Annotated in this window: 13 protein-coding genes; 9 read left to right on the top strand and 4 right to left on the bottom strand. The window is 45.3% G+C overall.

Annotation, left to right across the window (positions count from 1 at the left end):
* Positions 1-251: 251 nt before the first annotated feature.
* Positions 252-2,441, bottom strand: coding sequence for a glutamine synthetase III (locus tag EYA81_RS03750; protein WP_005832915.1), 2,190 nt, complete (start codon positions 2,439-2,441; stop codon positions 252-254).
* Positions 2,442-2,856: 415 nt separating this feature from the next.
* Here EYA81_RS03750 and EYA81_RS03745 point away from each other — a divergent pair, with 415 nt between their 5' ends.
* Complete coding sequence (locus EYA81_RS03745) at positions 2,857-5,178, top strand: DUF5686 family protein (protein ID WP_034522728.1); 2,322 nt, start codon at positions 2,857-2,859, stop codon at positions 5,176-5,178.
* A 159-nt stretch (positions 5,179-5,337) separates the two neighbouring features.
* Complete coding sequence (coaW, locus tag EYA81_RS03740) at positions 5,338-6,168, top strand: type II pantothenate kinase (protein ID WP_005832001.1); 831 nt, start codon at positions 5,338-5,340, stop codon at positions 6,166-6,168.
* A 3-nt stretch (positions 6,169-6,171) separates the two neighbouring features.
* Here the strand turns inward: coaW and EYA81_RS03735 are convergent, their stop codons facing one another.
* On the bottom strand, positions 6,172-6,993 hold the full coding sequence (locus EYA81_RS03735; RefSeq protein ID WP_005832910.1) for an alpha/beta hydrolase: 822 nt from the start codon (positions 6,991-6,993) through the stop codon (positions 6,172-6,174).
* 196 nt (positions 6,994-7,189) lie between these two features.
* On the opposite strand from EYA81_RS03735, the gene rpsA reads away from it, so the two are divergent.
* From rpsA to EYA81_RS03705, 6 genes are all read left to right on the top strand, one after another.
* Positions 7,190-8,986, top strand: coding sequence for a 30S ribosomal protein S1 (gene rpsA, locus EYA81_RS03730; protein ID WP_005831997.1), 1,797 nt, complete (start codon positions 7,190-7,192; stop codon positions 8,984-8,986).
* 175 nt (positions 8,987-9,161) lie between these two features.
* Positions 9,162-9,956: a hypothetical protein gene (locus EYA81_RS03725; RefSeq protein ID WP_057097779.1), complete on the top strand. Its 795-nt coding sequence runs from the start codon at positions 9,162-9,164 to the stop codon at positions 9,954-9,956.
* A 34-nt stretch (positions 9,957-9,990) separates the two neighbouring features.
* Positions 9,991-10,905, top strand: coding sequence for a ribonuclease Z (locus EYA81_RS03720; RefSeq protein ID WP_117680910.1), 915 nt, complete (start codon positions 9,991-9,993; stop codon positions 10,903-10,905).
* Positions 10,906-10,959: 54 nt separating this feature from the next.
* Positions 10,960-11,514 carry an RNA polymerase sigma factor gene (locus EYA81_RS03715; protein ID WP_005831992.1) on the top strand — a complete coding sequence of 185 codons (555 nt, stop codon included), beginning with the start codon at positions 10,960-10,962 and terminating at the stop codon, positions 11,512-11,514.
* A gap of 47 nt (positions 11,515-11,561) precedes the next feature.
* A complete protein-coding gene (locus EYA81_RS03710; protein WP_005831990.1) occupies positions 11,562-11,927 on the top strand; it encodes a hypothetical protein in 366 nt (121 codons plus the stop codon).
* A 25-nt stretch (positions 11,928-11,952) separates the two neighbouring features.
* A complete protein-coding gene (locus EYA81_RS03705) occupies positions 11,953-12,426 on the top strand; it encodes a hypothetical protein (RefSeq protein ID WP_035449335.1) in 474 nt (157 codons plus the stop codon).
* 129 nt (positions 12,427-12,555) lie between these two features.
* On the opposite strand, the gene mazG is transcribed toward EYA81_RS03705, so the two are convergent.
* The gene (gene mazG / locus EYA81_RS03700; RefSeq protein WP_035449333.1) at positions 12,556-13,380 is read right to left on the bottom strand and encodes a nucleoside triphosphate pyrophosphohydrolase; all 825 of its coding nucleotides are present in this window, start codon (positions 13,378-13,380) and stop codon (positions 12,556-12,558) included.
* Positions 13,381-13,388: 8 nt separating this feature from the next.
* Complete coding sequence (locus EYA81_RS03695) at positions 13,389-14,435, bottom strand: DUF3810 domain-containing protein (RefSeq protein ID WP_117588457.1); 1,047 nt, start codon at positions 14,433-14,435, stop codon at positions 13,389-13,391.
* Positions 14,436-14,536: 101 nt separating this feature from the next.
* Here EYA81_RS03695 and EYA81_RS03690 point away from each other — a divergent pair, with 101 nt between their 5' ends.
* Positions 14,537-17,176 carry a valine--tRNA ligase gene (locus EYA81_RS03690; RefSeq protein WP_118273933.1) on the top strand — a complete coding sequence of 880 codons (2,640 nt, stop codon included), beginning with the start codon at positions 14,537-14,539 and terminating at the stop codon, positions 17,174-17,176.
* Positions 17,177-17,211: the final 35 nt, after the last annotated feature.

The following is a 17,211-nucleotide window of genomic DNA, read 5'->3' as shown; positions in this document are numbered from 1 at the left end:
GAAAAAATTAAATATTGCACAAATATGACAAAAAGATGTCGTAGGGGGGAGATAAAGGAAAATCTATATATTTACGATTAGACGATTTACGATTGAAGTTTGTATTGTTAAACAACTGCTCATTAGCAGGTGGGTTTATGATTGTATGAGTAACTCCAACCGTAAACCGTCAAATCGTAAATCGTAGTAACTTAATTGTTTATCGTAGTATCTCTATCCCCCTCCCTGCGGGGGAGGGGCTAGGGAGAGGCCTACTTTGTAAACAGCAGCTCCCTATATTTCGGAAGCGGCCAGATTTCATCATCAATTTCCATCTCAAGGTGGTCGATGTGGTCACGGATACTTTCCAGATAAGGGCGTACGGTTTCTTCGTAAGCGAAAGCCTTGTCTTTGTAGTTATCCATGTGGTTGGCTACTTTGCGGGCTTCGGTCATTTCGCGTACTTGTACCTTGATGGCTGTTACGCGCTTGGAAATTTCGCGTACAAGCTCTTTCCGGTCGGCACTGAGGACTTCGTATTCTTCGGGAGAGAAGGTCTCGCGCAGGCCACGGAGATTTTCCAGCAGACGGTTTTGGTAGATAACGGCAGTCGGTACGATGTGGTTGATGGCAAGGTCGCCCAGCACACGGCTTTCTATCTGTACCTTCATGGTGTATTTCTCCAGTTCTACTTCCAGGCGGCAGGCAAGCTCCGTTTCGTTGAAGATACGTTCGCCGATGAGTACGGAACGGGACTGGTTATCCATGTAGTGCATCAAGGCTTCGGGAACGTGGCAGATGTTGGTCAGCCCACGGCGTGCAGCTTCCTGCTTCCATTGTTCGGAGTAGCCGTCACCCTCAAAGCGGATAGGCTCGGAGGCGATGATGGTCTCTTTCATAATGCGGAAGATGGCTTCATCCTTGCCGACCCCTTCTTCCATCAGTTTGTCGATGGATACTTTGAACTCGTTCAGCTGATTGGCCATAGCCGCATTGATGGCAATCATGGCGGCAGCGCAGTTGGCAGATGAACCTGCGGCACGGAACTCAAAGCGGTTGCCGGTAAAGGCGAATGGAGAAGTACGGTTACGGTCGGTGGTATCCAGTAATATTTCGGGAATACGTCCGATGCCTAATTTCAGTGTTGTCTTTTCTTCCGATGTCATCTTGCTGCTGCTTATCTGGCGGGCTATCTCGTCGAGGATGGAAGACAGCTGTTTGCCCAGGAAGATGGACAGAATGGCGGGAGGCGCTTCATTGGCTCCCAGACGGTGGCTGTTTCCGGCACTCATGATGGAGGCGCGCAGCAAGTTCTGGTTTTTGTATACCATCATCAGTACGTTTACCAGGAAGGTAAGGAACAGCATGTTCCCTTTCGGATTCTTGCCCGGTGCAAACAAATTGATACCCGTATCGGTGCAAAGCGACCAGTTGTTGTGCTTGCCGGAGCCGTTCACGCCGTTGTAGGGTTTTTCGTGAAGCAGTACGGCGAAGTGATGCTTGCGTGCGATGCGTTTCATCAGATCCATCACAAGCTGGTTGTGGTCGTTGGCAAGGTTGGCATTCTCAAAGATAGGCGCCAGCTCAAACTGGTTGGGAGCTACTTCGTTATGGCGGGTCTTGACCGGGATACCCAGTTTGTGACATTCGATTTCCAGTTCTTTCATAAAAGCTGTGACACGTGGGGGGATGGAGCCGAAATAGTGGTCCTCCAGCTGCTGGTCTTTGGCCGAGGAGTGTCCCATCAGGGTACGTCCGGTCAGACAAAGGTCCGGGCGGGCATTGTACAGTGCCGAGTCGACGAGGAAATATTCTTGTTCCCAGCCTAAATTGGTATAAACGCGTGTGATATTCTTGTCGAACAACTGGCATACGTCTGTCGCTGCTTTGTCTACGGCTGCCAAGGCTTTGAGCAATGGAGTCTTGTAGTCGAGCGCTTCGCCGGTATAAGAGATGAAGATAGTGGGGATGCAAAGTGTGGTATCTACCACAAAGGCAGGTGAGGAAACATCCCAAGCAGTATATCCTCGTGCTTCGAATGTGTTTCTGATACCTCCGTTGGGGAAAGAGGATGCATCCGGTTCCTGCTGGATGAGCAGTTTGCCGGAAAAACGTTCAATCACTTCCGTTCCTTCTCCGAATTCGATGAAGCCGTCATGTTTCTCGGCTGTTCCGTCCGTCAGAGGCTGGAACCAGTGCGTGTAGTGGGTGACGTTGAGGGACTTTGCCCAACTTTTCATGCCGTTGGCAATCAGGTCTGCCATTTCGCGGTTGATGGGAGTGCCTTTTTCGATGGCGTCGGTCACGGCTTTGTAGGCTTCACGAGGCAGGTATTCCTGCATTTTCTTACGGTCGAAGACATGGCTGCCGTAGTAGTCGGACAGTTTGTTTGAAGGGGTGGTCACTTCAAGAGGTTGCCGATTGGCAAGTTCTTGCAAAGCAAAAAATCGCATTTTTGACATATAAGTCTCTCCTTTTATTGGTTGTTGGGCGCAAAAATACATGTTTTTTCTGAACTACCCCCTCTTTTTTAGGGGGTATTCTCGAAAATATTAGTGTTTTTTGAGAATAGACCCCCTAAAAAGTCTGCTTGTTATGGAAAAACGACCAAAAGCTTGCGTTTGTTACATGCCATGATTAGTAATCTTTCCGCATCACGATTAGTAATCTTAGTGCGTCGTGATTAGTAATTTTCATGTGTCACAATTACGAATCATTCTGTACATGACACTTGTGGCACCCTTTTTATAACAATTAATATAGGTTCGTATTTATCTCGCACAAACTATGTGTGCTTGTGTATTATTGTCTCTCGCGCGTAACATATGTTTTATAATAAAGGGTGTCACAAGTGTCATTCCCGCTTCTTTATGGAACATGTTTTTGCATTACACAAATTCTTCCGTATATTTGTCCCGATTCTATAAGGAGAAATTGCGGTTGAAACGTTTGTTGTTTATATGGATTTGGATTTGCTTCTTGTTTTCTTTTGTACAGAAGGCAGGGGCGGAGCGTGTATCTTATCCGGTTGACAAACATGTGAGTTCGGCAGACTCCATCATGGAGAAAGTCATCTTCTTTGCCCCCCTTTATGAACGTATTATTGAAAGTTATAAGGCTGAGCTTTACATAAAGGGCTGGGTGAATATCCGTAAGAAGAATCATATTCTCCGCTACATCCCTTCCATGTTCCGGCCCAAGAAAGGGGTGCGGGAATATATGATGGAAACTTATAGCGATTTGCATTTTACTGCTCCCGACATCTATGACCAGAAGGTAAAGGCAAGTGTCGGTACTGCTTCCGAGTTTTGGGAAATGGACGGACGGCTGCCGGAATATTTTCACATCAACATCTATTCTTCTACCTTATTATATGACAAACTACTCTCTCCTTTAGCACCCAATGCCAAAAAATATTATACCTATCGGATTGATACGGTGATGGGGGAACGGCATGCCCTTCAGTATAAAATCCGTTTTATGCCAAAAAGCAAAAGCTTTCAGCTGGTGGGCGGTTATCTGATTGTGAGTGATAACGTGTGGAGTGTACGCGAGATGCGTTTTTCCGGACGTAATGAGATGGTGCGGTTCAATAATCTGGTGAAGATGGGTAATGTGGGCGATTCGGACGAATTTCTTCCGTTGCAGTATGATGTGGATGCAACGTTTCGTTTTTTGGGAAATGTGGTAGATGGCACTTATGAAGCTGTACTCGATTATAAGAACATCATTCAGAAAACTTCTGGCAGTGATATACGGAGGTCGGTGAAGAAAAGTAAATATGACTTGTCCGATTCATACACGTTGCGTACTGATACGAATGCTTATCTACGTGATACTGCTTACTTTAAAACTTTGCGTCCCATTCCTTTGACTCCGCATGAGGAGACACTGTATCAGGATTTCTTCTTGCGTCGGGATACGCTCGCCCGGAAAAAGAAACCGGTGAATAAGAACTTGGAGTTTTGGGGGCAGATTGGAGATGCATTGATCAGTCGCTATACGGTAGACCTTGATAAATTGGGGAGTGTGCGCTGTTCACCACTAATCAATCCTTTTCTTTTGAGCTATAGCGGCAAGCATGGAATTTCGTATCGGCAGGAGTTCAAGTACAACCGTATTTTTACCGGTGATCGCCTGCTGCGCATCGTTCCCCGGATAGGTTATAATTTTAAGGAAAAAGAGTTTTACTGGAGGGTGAGGTCCGATTTTGATTATTGGCCCCGTAAGCGTGCAGCATTGCATCTGGAGTTTGGTAACGGTAACCGGATTTACAGCAGTGATGTGCTGGACGACCTGAAAGCCATCCCCGACAGTATTTTTGACTTCAACCAGATACACTTGGATTATTTCAAAGATTTGTATCTGAATCTGCGTCATAGCTGGGAAATAGTAAACGGTCTGTCGCTGGAAGTGGGTGTATCCATGCACAGACGTACGGAAGTGAACCGCTCCCGGTTTGAACTGAACTACCCGAGCATGCCGCCTACCAAGTCGGCCACCCGTGCCGGTTCCGGAGGTTCATCCTTCTTTCCGAATTTTGACCCGAATATCCTGAACAAGTTCCGCCATACCTATAATAGTTTTGCTCCCCGCGTCCGCCTCACCTGGACTCCGGGACAATACTATTATATGAATGGCGACCGTAAAGTAAATCTTCATTCCAAGTATCCTTCCATCTCAGTAGATTGGGAGCGGGGACTCAGTGGAGTGTTGCAGAGCAGTGGTTCGTACGAGCGTGTAGAGATTGATTTGCAGCATCAGGTTTCTTTGGGCTTGATGCGTGATATTTATTGGCGTTTTGGTTGGGGAGAGTTTACCAATCAGAAGGAACTGTACTTTGTGGACTTTGCCAATTTGCGGCGTTCCAATCTTCCTATGGGTTGGAGTGATGATATTGGCGGGGTGTTCCAGTTGCTGGACGGCCGCTGGTATAACTCTTCCCGTAAATATATCCGCGGACACCTTACCTATGAAGCGCCTTTCCTCCTGCTCCGCCATCTGATGAAATATACCCAATATGTATTGAATGAACGTCTGTATCTGAATGCATTGGTGGTTCCTCACTTGAAACCTTATCTGGAAGTAGGGTATGGCATTGGTACACATATATTTGACTTTGGCTTGTTTGCCAGCTTTGCAAACTGGAAGTATCAGGAAATAGGTTGCAAATTTACCTTCGAACTGTTTAACAGATAGCAATGTGGTAATGTGATTAATGTGCCAATGTGTCAATGACCAGGGCGTGATGGCGTAGCATAAACATAGCGCAGCCAATTAGCATATTGGCACATTATCACATTAATCAATTGTCAATTATTGATTCTTTTGTAACTTTGCTGCAAATTGCTTGGAGCTATGGGTATAGTAATAGGAATAGATGTGGGTGGAAGTACCACGAAAATCGTTGGAATCAATGGAGAACAGATACAGTCTCCAATGTTTATTACGGCTACCGACCCGGTGACTTCCTTATTCGGAGCATTCGGTAAGTATATTTATGACAATGGTATACAGCTGGCCGATGTGGAGCAGGTGATGCTGACGGGAGTGGGAAGCGCATTTGTCAACAGCCCTCTATATGGACTGCCTACTCGCAAAACGGATGAGTTTATTGCCAATGGTTTGGGAGCCAGACATGCAACGGATATAGACCAACTGATTGTAGTCAGCATGGGTACCGGCACTTCTTTTGTGAAAATAGACGGAGACAAGGTGCAGCATATTGGCGGCTTGGGGATTGGTGGAGGTACCTTGCAGGGATTATCGAGGTTGCTGTTGAAAACTCATGATATTCATCAGGTGTCCGAGTTGGCTGAGAAAGGGGATGTAACTCGTGTCAACTTGCAGATAGGTGATATTTGCAACACTGCTTTGCCTGACTTGCCAGTGAGTGCTACCGCCTCTCTTTTCGGGAAAGCAGATAGCAATGCTTCTCAAGAAGATATTGCCTGCGGTATAATTTATACGGTACTTCAAACCATTGGAGGAGCTGCTGTACTGTCAGCTTTGAACAGTCCTATCAAGGATTTCGTTCTGATAGGAAATCTCACCCAACTGCCCCAGTGCCGGGAGGTGTTTTCTAAAATGGAAGCCATCTATCATGTACATTTTCATATACCGCCCTATGCTGAATATAGAACAGCAATAGGAGCGGCATTGGCATATATAAAAGAAAGGCAAGGGTAGTGGTTACTTCTTGCCTGCCTTCTTCATATAGCTGTTTATCAAGGTACATGCGGGAGCGGCCACCGTACCGTGGTCAAATCCCTCCATCTGATAGAGGGTGGTTTTTTGTCCCAATGCTTTGAGGAGGGCATATAAATGGGCGTTTTCCTCATAGCGTGCCAGCATCTCCAACTCTTTGTCGCCAGTGATAAGTATCATGGGTGAAGCGTCTTTTCTTACGTTATTGGAAGGAGCATATTTATCTATAATCGGAGTGTCGGAAGGCAGTCCGCGTTCTTTGCGGATGGTATAATGAGTGGTGGTCTGTCCGCTGATGGGGAAAGCGCCTGCCAGGCTGTTGGCATCAATATTCCACTTTGCCAGGTAACTCTTGTCCAGATTGAGCATCAGACAGAGATAACCACCGGCTGAATGACCGGCTATGTATATTTTGTCTTTATCTCCTCCGAATTCTTCTATATTCTCGAAAGTCCAAGCAACGGCCTCTGCGGCATCTTCCGTGTAGGCAGGATTTTGGGCACGCGGGCTGAGTCGGTAGTTTACGGCTATCACGGCGTAGCCTTGCTCCAGGAACTCCTTCGGAAAATGTTTTTCTCCGGCTTCCAGTCCTCCGCCGTGGAACCAGATAAGGGTGGCAAATCCTTTTTTATCAGTAGGATAATGGAGGTCGAGCTTGCAACGCTCCAGCTTATAACTGTCTTTTTCGCCGGGATGAAGATAGGAAATGTTCTTTTGCGTACGGTAGTTGTTGTCCGTTGTCTGATTTTGGCTATAACATAATAATGTATAGCAAATGATGGAAATGCATGCGATTATCTTTTTCATGATAAATTATTGAGATTATGTATAAATGAAACGATGCAAAGGTAACATTTTTTTTATTCTTTAATTGATTATTCCACTGCTGTTTTGAATGCTTTTTGTTTTGTAGTTCAAGAAAATACTTCTATCTTTGCGCCCGATTTACAATGAGTCAACATAAAGTCTCACTTAATTAACGAGTTAAACAATTTATTTATTAATGGAAAATTTAAAGAATGTAGCTCCTATTGAAGACTTCAACTGGGATGCTTATGAGAACGGCGAATCAGTAGCCAGTGCAAGCCACGAAGAACTGGAAAAGGCGTATGACAATACGTTGAACAAGGTTAACGACCGCGAGGTAGTTGATGGAACCGTAATCGCAATGAACAAGCGTGAAGTAGTTGTGAACATCGGTTACAAATCAGACGGTATCATTCCGATGAGTGAATTCCGTTACAATCCTGAGCTGAAGGTTGGTGATACTGTTGAGGTATACATCGAAAATCAGGAAGACAAGAAAGGACAGCTCGTTCTGTCTCACCGTAAAGCTCGTGCTACCCGTTCTTGGGATCGCGTAAACGCAGCTTTGGAAAACGAAGAAATTATCAAGGGTTACATCAAGTGCCGCACAAAGGGTGGTATGATTGTAGACGTATTCGGCATCGAAGCTTTCTTGCCGGGTTCTCAAATCGACGTGAAGCCTATCCGCGACTACGATGTATTCGTTGGCAAAACTATGGAATTCAAGGTTGTTAAGATCAACCAGGAATTCAAGAATGTGGTTGTTTCCCACAAGGCTCTTATCGAAGCCGAACTGGAACAACAGAAGAAGGAAATCATCGGTAAACTCGAAAAAGGACAAGTTCTCGAAGGTACCGTTAAGAATATCACTTCCTATGGTGTATTTATCGACTTGGGTGGCGTAGATGGTTTGATTCACATTACAGACCTTTCTTGGGGCCGTGTTAGCGATCCGAAAGAAGTGGTTGAACTCGACCAGAAACTCAACGTCGTTATCCTTGACTTCGATGATGAGAAGAAGCGTATCGCTCTCGGCTTGAAGCAACTCACTCCGCATCCTTGGGATGCACTGGATGCTAACCTGAAGGTTGGCGACCACGTGAAGGGTAAAGTTGTAGTTATGGCTGACTACGGTGCATTCATCGAAATCGCTCCGGGTGTTGAAGGTCTGATTCACGTATCTGAAATGTCTTGGTCACAGCACTTGCGTTCTGCACAAGACTTCATGAAGGTAGGTGACGAAGTTGAGGCAGTAGTCCTGACTTTGGACCGCGAAGAGCGTAAGATGTCTTTGGGTATCAAGCAGCTGAAGTCTGATCCTTGGGAAACTATCGAAGAGAAGTATCCTATCGGCAGCAAGCACACTGCAAAAGTTCGCAACTTCACTAACTTCGGCGTATTCGTTGAAATCGAAGAAGGTGTTGACGGCTTGATTCACATCTCTGACCTGTCTTGGACGAAGAAGGTTAAACATCCGTCTGAATTCACTCAGATTGGTGCAGACATCGACGTACAAGTTCTGGAAATCGACAAGGAAAACCGTCGCTTGAGCCTTGGCCACAAGCAACTCGAAGAAAATCCCTGGGATGTATTCGAAACTGTATTTACAGTAGGTTCTGTACACGAAGGTACTATCATCGAAATGCTGGATAAGGGTGCTGTAGTTGCTCTGCCTTATGGTGTAGAAGGCTTCGCTACTCCGAAGCACCTCGTTAAGGAAGACGGATCACAAGCTCAGTTGGACGAGAAGCTTGAATTCAAGGTAATTGAGTTCAACAAGGACGCTAAGCGTATCATCCTTTCTCACAGCCGTATCTTCGAAGATGCTGCAAAGGCAGAAGAAAGAGCTGAAAAGAAGGCTGCTACTAAGAAGTCAACCGGTAAGAGAGAAGACGTTGCTCCTGCTATCCAAAACCAGGCTGCATCTACTACTCTGGGTGACATTGATGCTTTGGCTGCCTTGAAGGAACAGATGGAAGCTGGAAAGAAATAATTACTCCGTTCTATAAATGAAGGAAGGGTACTTGCGCAAACAAGTGCCCTTCTTTTTTATGATTTGTCAATAGAATTTTATGGAATTAAGGATGGTTTTTCCATAAATGTTTATCTTTGCAGGGTGGTTACTTTTGCAATCATAGAAATATTCAATAATTTAATTTTCATTTATTATGAAAAACATGTTCAAAAATGCAGGGAAGATGGTGTTGTTCACTTGCCTGTCGCTGATGTTACTAACCGCATGCGGCCAGAAGTCTAAACTCAAGCTGGCTATCGCAGCAGCCAACAAACAATGTCCCATGGATATGGGAGCTTCCGGCGAAATATCCAGTATTACTTTTGATGGGTCGGATGTGGTATATGTACTGCTTATGAATGAAAGTTTCCTCAATATAGACGCTTTGAAAGAGAATCCTGATGCAATGAAGTCTGCTGTGACTGTTATGTTCGGTAATCCACAAGGGTCTATTAAAGAGATGCTGGATTTGGTTGTCGGTACTGATTCCGGTATAAAGTTCATATATAAAGGAAAGACATCCGGTAACGAAGTGGAATGTTATCTGACTACTCAGGACTTGAAAGATATATTGAATGGTGGTGGTGCATCTGCCGACAGCAGTGACGAGAAGAAACTGGAAGAGCAAGTGAAGATGACCAACGTATCGTGCCCGATGCAGGTGGATGAAGCCACTATGCTCAATAAACTGACAATCGAGTCGGATAAGGTGCTTTATCATTATACGATTGACGAATCTGTAGTACAGATGTCTGCTTTGAAGGAAAATGCCGAACAGATGAAGGCAAATGTGAAGAACTCTTTGAACTCCTCCGATCCAGCCTTGCGCATGTTCTTGGAAGTATGTGTGAAGTGTGATAAAGGGGTGGGCTATCTGTATAAAGGGAATAAATCCGGAGAAACTTTTGAAATATCTTTTGGAGTTTCAGAGATAAAGGCTCTTCTATAAATCAAGGAGTAGAAATCAGTTCGGAAGGTTTGGAATGGAAAAATTTGAGTTACATATTCTTGGTTGTGGTTCCGCTTTACCCACAACGCGTCATTTCCCTACGTCTCAAATTGTGAACGTGCGCGACAAGTTGTTTATGATTGATTGTGGGGAAGGGGCGCAGTTGCAGTTCCGTAAATCACATCTGAAGTTTTCACGTTTGAATCATATTTTTATCTCTCACTTGCATGGAGACCATTGTTTTGGCTTATTAGGACTGATTTCTACACTTAACCTTTTAGGACGTACAGCAGAGTTGCATATCCATTCTCCCAAAGGGCTGGAAACATTACTGACACCTATGCTGGATTTTTTTAATAGGCAGATGACGTACAAGGTCCTTTTCCATGAGTTTGATACGAAAGAACCGATGCTGATTTATGAAGACCGTTCGTTGACGGTTACTACCATTCCTTTGCGTCATCGTATGCCGTGTTGTGGTTTTTTGTTTGCAGAAAAGCGGTGTCCTAACCATATTATCCGTGAAATGGTCGATTTCTACCAAGTGCCGGTATACGAATTGAATCGTATAAAGAATGGGGCCGATTACGTGACATCGGAGGGAAAAACTGTTTCCAACAACTTGTTGACCCGCCCTTCTGCTCCGTCCCGCAGTTATGCCTATTGCTCGGATACCATCTATCTTCCTTCTATCGTGGAGCAGATAAAAGGGGTTGATTTACTTTTTCATGAGGCGACATTTGCGAATGAGGATGCGCCACGTGCCAAAGAAACATTTCATACAACTGCTGCACAAGCGGCCGAAATAGCCAGGAGGGCTGAGGTGAAGAAGTTGTTGATAGGACATTTTTCGGCACGATACGAAGATGAAAATGTCTTGCTTCAAGAAGCATCCGCTATTTTTCCGGATACTCAGCTTGCCAAAGAAACACTTTGTGTATCGGTATGAATTAAACTTTTCGTATCTTTGGCAGTCTAAAACAACAAATGCGAATAGAAATTTATGACTCCTTCCTATAATGAACGCGAAGTGTTGGCTCTTCTACAAGAAGAAAGCACACAAAAGCGGGGATTTGAGATGATTGTTACCCAATATAGCGAGCAGTTGTATTGGCAGATTCGTCGTATGGTCCTCTCTCATGAAGATGCCAATGATTTACTTCAGAATACTTTCATTAAAGCATGGATTAATATAGATTATTTCAGGGCAGAGGCTAAACTCTCTACCTGGCTCTATCGCATAGCCTTGAATGAATGCCTCACTTTTCTGAACAAACAACGGGCTGCTTCCACAGTCTCTTTGGATGACCCCGAGGCAGATGCACTTCAAAAGCTTGAAAGTGATCCTTACTTCTCCGGTGATAAAGCAGAGATGGCTTTGCAAAAAGCCTTGCTTGCCTTGCCGGAAAAACAACGTATGGTGTTTAATCTGAAGTATTACCAGGAAATGAAATACGAAGAGATGTCCGATATATTTGGTACTTCCGTAGGTGCCTTGAAGGCTTCCTATCACCATGCCGTGAAGAAAATAGAAAAGTTTTTGGGTGAGGAGTATTAAACCTTTGCCACAAAACAATGTCTAATTAAACAGAAAGGAGAAAGCTTATGAAAGAAGAAGATAAAATACAGAAAAAGATAGGGACGGAAAATCCTTTCCGCGTTCCTGAAGGCTACTTTGAGAATCTTACTTCAGAGGTAATGAACCGGCTTCCCGAAAAAGAGAAACTCATTGCTGTGCAGACAGAGCCTACAATGTGGCAGAAGGTAAGGCCTTGGTTGTATATGACCGCCATGTTTATAGGTGCGGCATTGATTATCCGTGTAGCTTCTTCGGAGCATACTCCATCTGTAGAGCGTATGGCTGCTGATGATACGGAAACAGAAATGGAATATATTAATATGGCTGTAGAGAATTCCATGCTGGATGATTATTCATTGTATGTTTATTTGGCAGACTCTGATGCAGAATAAGGTAACAACACTCAACTATTTAAAAATGAAGAAACTAATTGTTTTATTGGTTATGATATGTGGCATTATGCCTCTGCTTTGGGCTAGCGATGGATGTGACCAGCATCTGTCACCTGAAGAGTTTCGTGCCAAACAAAAAGCGTTTATAACGGAGAAAGCCGGACTGACGAGTGAGGAGGCAGCCAAGTTCTTCCCATTGTATTTTGAATTGCAGGACCGGAAAAAGCAGCTAAATGACGAGGCTTGGAAGTTGCTTCGACAAGGGAAAGATGAAAAAACAACCGAAGCCCAGTATGAGGAAATTATGGAAGGTGTATATGATGCCCGTATCGCTTCTGACCGGTTGGACAAGACCTACTTTGATAAGTTCAAGAAAATATTGCCTTGTAAAAAGATTTATCTGGTGCAAAGGGCTGAAATGCGTTTCCACCGTGAATTACTGAAAGGCATGCATAAAAAGGGGGATGCTTCTCCACGAAAAACACAAGGAAAAAGATGAATAGTGAATGAATACAAATAAGGAAGGTTGCCACAATGATGTGAGCAACCTTCTTTTGTTAATGATAGATACCTCGCTTTAGCCTGGCTAAACCTCTACTTTAGTTCCCTAAACCTTTGCTTTAGCCAGCTAAACCTGACCTTTAGAAGAATCATCTTGTTTGCTTTCTTTTTCCAATGCTTTCGCTTCGTTCCATAGCTTATCCATCTCCTCCAGCGTCATGTCATGGAGGTTTTTGCCCTCCTTGATGCTGTGCGCTTCTACATAGTTGAAGCGGTTGATGAACTTCTGGTTGGTCTGTTCCAGCGCATTGTCCGGATTGATTTTGTAGAGGCGGGCAGCGTTGATGAGGCTGAACATGACATCGCCGAATTCAGCTTCAGCCTTTTCTTTATCCATGTGGGCGACTTCAGCCTGGAATTCTTGGATTTCTTCTTTTACCTTATCCCACACTTGCTCGCGTTCCTCCCAGTCGAATCCTACATTGCGTGCCTTGTCCTGGATGCGGTAGGCCTTGATGAGCGAGGGTAGGGCAGCGGGTACACCGCTCAGCACTGTTTTGTTCCCATCTTTTTCCTTCAATTTTAGCTGTTCCCAGTTTTCAGAAACCTGGCCTGCGGTTTCGGCCTTTACATCGCCGAAGACATGGGGATGGCGGAAAATAAGTTTCTCACAAAGACGGTCGCATACGTCTTTCATATCGAAATCACCGGTTTCGGAGCCTATCTTTGCATAAAAAGCCACATGCAGCAGCACATCGCCCAGCTCTTTGCAGATGTCATTCTTGTCATCGCGTATCAGGGCGTCACAAAGTTCATAAGTCTCTTCGATGGTATTGGGGCGCAGGCTTTCGTTGGTCTGCTTGCGGTCCCAGGGACATTTCTCGCGCAGCTCGTCGAGTATGTCGAGGAAGCGGCCGAAGGCTTCCATCTGTTCTTTTCTTGTATGCATGATTTTGAAATTTAGTTTTTCCATTCTTCGTATGAGATAAGCAAGCCTATTACTTCCGAATAGTTCTTGCGTCCGCTTTGAATCTTGTTTCCTTTAAGGTACAAGTCGTAGATAAAGTTCTGGATGTCTCCGATGAGCGGACTGTATTTCTCCATCCAGTATTGCTGGTTCTTTTGGGCCAGTTCTATGATTTCAGGACGTATCCGGTTGAAAAGTTCTGCGTATTCTTCTTCGCTCATCAGTCGGCGGGCATTGCCCAGCACATGTGGGAGTACGGAGAAATACCCACTGAAACGAATCTCTTTCACCTGCGAACGGGTGCAGACCTGGTAAGCGTAGAAGTTGGCTTCTGCCTCGCTGGTGATGCCTAAAAAGTGTGCCAGCTCGTGGGCATAAGTAGCAGGATATTGTGGTGGAAGCAAATCGCCGTTCAGCGTGAATTCGCAGAAGAAAGGTCCCATGCTTCCCGTAACACCGACCATGGAAATGAACGGAGTGAAAAGCATGGTCTTCACGCGCGGAGAGGAGTGGGGAGGGCGATGTATCCCCAGCGTATCGCTGATTTGGTTGTATCCGTGTACGCTTTCCCGGCAGACCAATGGTTCGTCAATGGAGGTGACATCTGTATAGGAAGCATTCAGCTTGTCTATATAGTTGTCTACAAATGACTGAAAGATTTCGGGAGTATAGGCAGTATAAGGAATGTTTGTCCTGCCATAGAAATCTTTCTGTGAGTAGTTCAGTCCCCATGCCAGATAGAACCATGCATATATCCACAGCAAGTATTCCATTTCGTTCAGCAGAATCTGTTTCCACTTCTTCTTCTGGATATAGCGTGCCCTGATGGGATTGAAGAGGAGCCCGATGATGCTGAGGAAAATGAACAAGTCGCCTACGGCAAAAGGTATGAGTTTTGAAAAGGAGGACAGGATATGGGAAATTACCGGATATACGGACTGTGCATACACTTCTCCCAAGCTTGGAATGAGCTGCGTTGCCCATACGACAGACAGTAATACAATTAATATGATATATCGGATTTTTAGCTTCCCCCTCATTTTATATACTGTTTTGTAGGGACAAAAATATATATTTAAATTTTAATTCATTAATTTTGCGCCCGTTATTCGCAATAAATTAATTATAGAGATTTAAAAACATGGAATTAGCAAGTAAGTACAATCCCGCTGACGTGGAGGGAAAGTGGTACCAGTATTGGTTGGACCACAAATTATTCAGTTCGAAACCCGATGGTCGTGAGCCTTACACCGTCGTCATTCCGCCTCCAAACGTCACCGGTGTGTTGCACATGGGACACATGCTTAATAATACCATACAAGATATTCTGGTACGCCGTGCCCGCATGGAAGGCAAGAATGCCTGCTGGGTGCCGGGAACCGACCATGCATCCATTGCTACCGAGGCCAAGGTGGTGAACAAACTTGCCGCACAAGGCATCAAGAAGACAGACCTTACCCGCGACGAGTTCTTGAAGCATGCCTGGGAATGGACTGACGAACATGGCGGCATCATCTTGAAGCAGCTCCGCAAGCTGGGTGCTTCTTGCGATTGGGATCGTACAGCTTTTACTATGGATGAGAAACGCAGTGAAAGCGTGCTCAAGGTTTTTGTTGACTTGTATAACAAAGGTCTGATTTATCGTGGTGTCCGCATGGTGAACTGGGACCCTAAGGCACTGACCGCACTTAGTGACGAGGAAGTAATCTACAAAGAAGAGCACAGCAAGCTGTACTATCTGAAGTATATGGTAGAAGGTGACCCCGAAGGACGTTATGCAGTGGTTGCTACCACCCGCCCTGAAACCATCATGGGAGATACAGCCATGTGCATCAATCCGAATGACCCCAAGAATACCTGGTTGAAGGGTAAGAAGGTGATTGTTCCGTTGGTAGGACGTGTTATTCCGGTTATCGAGGACGATTACGTAGATATAGAGTTCGGTACCGGTTGTCTGAAGGTAACTCCTGCCCACGATGTGAACGACTACATGCTGGGTGAGAAGTACAATCTGCCGAGCATCGACATCTTCAATGATAACGGAACGCTTAGTGAAGCTGCCGGCTTGTATATCGGTATGGACCGTTTCGATGTGCGCGAGCAGATTGAGAAGGACCTGGCTGCTGCCGGTCTGTTGGAGAAAGTGGAAGCCTATACCAACAAGGTAGGTTTCTCCGAACGTACCAACGTGCCCATCGAACCGAAGCTTTCCATGCAATGGTTCCTGAAGATGCAGCACTTTGCCGACATGGCTTTGCCGCCGGTGATGAATGATGAGTTGAAGTTCTATCCTGCCAAATATAAGAATACGTACAAGAACTGGTTGGAAAATATCAAGGACTGGTGTATCAGCCGCCAGTTGTGGTGGGGGCATCGCATTCCTGCTTATTTTTTGCCGGAAGGTGGTTATGTAGTGGCTGCCACTCCCGAAGAAGCCTTGGCATTGGCAAAAGAGAAAACGGGTAATGCAGACCTTAAACTGGAAGACCTTCGTCAGGATGAGGACTGCCTGGATACTTGGTTCTCCTCCTGGTTGTGGCCCATCTCTTTGTTTGACGGTATCAACAATCCGGGTAACGAGGAGATAAACTACTATTATCCTACCAGCGACTTGGTGACCGGTCCGGACATTATCTTCTTCTGGGTAGCCCGTATGATTATGGCAGGCTATGAATATGAAGGTAAGATGCCGTTCCAGAATGTTTATTTTACGGGTATTGTCCGTGACAAGCTGGGACGTAAGATGTCCAAGTCGTTGGGTAATTCTCCCGACCCGCTGGATTTGATTGAGAAATACGGTGCCGATGGTGTACGTATGGGCATGATGCTTTCAGCTCCTGCTGGCAATGACATCCTCTTTGACGATGCACTGTGTGAGCAAGGACGTAACTTCAATAATAAGATATGGAACGCTTTCCGTCTGATTAAAGGTTGGGAAGTCAGTGCGGAAGTTCCGGTACCGGAAGCTTCAGAACTGGCAATACGCTGGTTTGAGGCCAAGCAGAATGAAGTGGCTGCCGAAGTGGCTGATTTGTTCAGCAAGTACCGTTTGAGTGAAGCGCTGATGGCTGTTTACAAACTGTTCTGGGACGAATTCTCTTCCTGGTATCTGGAAATGATTAAACCGGCATACGGCCAGCCCATCAACCGGAAAGTGTATGAAGCAACTATCGGTTTCTTTGATAACTTGTTGCATCTGCTCCATCCGTTCATGCCATTTATTACAGAGGAGTTGTGGCAGCATCTTTGCGACCGTACAGACGGTGAGAGCTTGATGGTAAGCCCGTTGTCAATGTCGGCATTGGTAGATGAGGATATCATCCGGGAGTTTGAAGTGGTGAAAGAGGTTATCAGCAATATCCGTTCCATCCGTTTGCAGAAGAACATCGCCCAAAAAGAGGCACTTGAGTTGCAGGTTATCGGTGAGAATCCGGTTGTGGCATTCAATGCGGTTATCACGAAAATGTGTAATCTCTCGTCAATCGATGTAGTGGAGAACAAGGCCGACGCATCTGTTGCATTTATGGTGGGGACAATAGAATTTGTAATACCCTTAGAAGCATATGGGACTTTGTTTATGGAAGCCGAGATAGCCCGTATGGAGGCTGAACTGAAGCACAAGGAAGGATTCCTGCAAGGCGTGCTGAAGAAACTGGGTAACGAGAAGTTTGTGAATAATGCTCCTGCCGCCGTTCTTGAGATGGAACGCAAGAAGCAGGCAGATGCTGAAAGTATCATCAAATCTCTCAAGGAAAGTATTGCAGCATTGAAAAAGGCATAACTGTCCGTCACATAAAAACAGAGAAAAAGCTCCGG

It is taken from the genome of Bacteroides sp. A1C1 (genome assembly GCF_004328515.1).
GTDB classification, from domain to species: Bacteria; Bacteroidota; Bacteroidia; order Bacteroidales; family Bacteroidaceae; genus Bacteroides; species Bacteroides uniformis.
The sequence above is the reverse complement of the archived record's forward strand: the minus strand, read 5'-3'. Positions and strand labels throughout refer to the sequence as shown.

Excerpts from the sequence above, each read along its gene's own strand:
- EYA81_RS03745 (WP_034522728.1), top strand. The coding sequence starts at position 2,857 with ATGTTTTTGCATTACACAAATTCTTCCGTATATTTGTCCCGATTCTAT.
- coaW (WP_005832001.1), top strand. The coding sequence starts at position 5,338 with ATGGGTATAGTAATAGGAATAGATGTGGGTGGAAGTACCACGAAAATC.
- EYA81_RS03690 (WP_118273933.1), top strand. The coding sequence starts at position 14,537 with ATGGAATTAGCAAGTAAGTACAATCCCGCTGACGTGGAGGGAAAGTGG.
- EYA81_RS03725 (WP_057097779.1), top strand. The coding sequence starts at position 9,162 with ATGAAAAACATGTTCAAAAATGCAGGGAAGATGGTGTTGTTCACTTGC.
- EYA81_RS03715 (WP_005831992.1), top strand. The coding sequence starts at position 10,960 with ATGACTCCTTCCTATAATGAACGCGAAGTGTTGGCTCTTCTACAAGAA.
- EYA81_RS03695 (WP_117588457.1), bottom strand. The coding sequence starts at position 14,435 with ATGAGGGGGAAGCTAAAAATCCGATATATCATATTAATTGTATTACTG.
- EYA81_RS03705 (WP_035449335.1), top strand. The coding sequence starts at position 11,953 with ATGAAGAAACTAATTGTTTTATTGGTTATGATATGTGGCATTATGCCT.
- EYA81_RS03735 (WP_005832910.1), bottom strand. The coding sequence starts at position 6,993 with ATGAAAAAGATAATCGCATGCATTTCCATCATTTGCTATACATTATTA.
- rpsA (WP_005831997.1), top strand. The coding sequence starts at position 7,190 with ATGGAAAATTTAAAGAATGTAGCTCCTATTGAAGACTTCAACTGGGAT.
- EYA81_RS03720 (WP_117680910.1), top strand. The coding sequence starts at position 9,991 with ATGGAAAAATTTGAGTTACATATTCTTGGTTGTGGTTCCGCTTTACCC.
- EYA81_RS03750 (WP_005832915.1), bottom strand. The coding sequence starts at position 2,441 with ATGTCAAAAATGCGATTTTTTGCTTTGCAAGAACTTGCCAATCGGCAA.
- EYA81_RS03710 (WP_005831990.1), top strand. The coding sequence starts at position 11,562 with ATGAAAGAAGAAGATAAAATACAGAAAAAGATAGGGACGGAAAATCCT.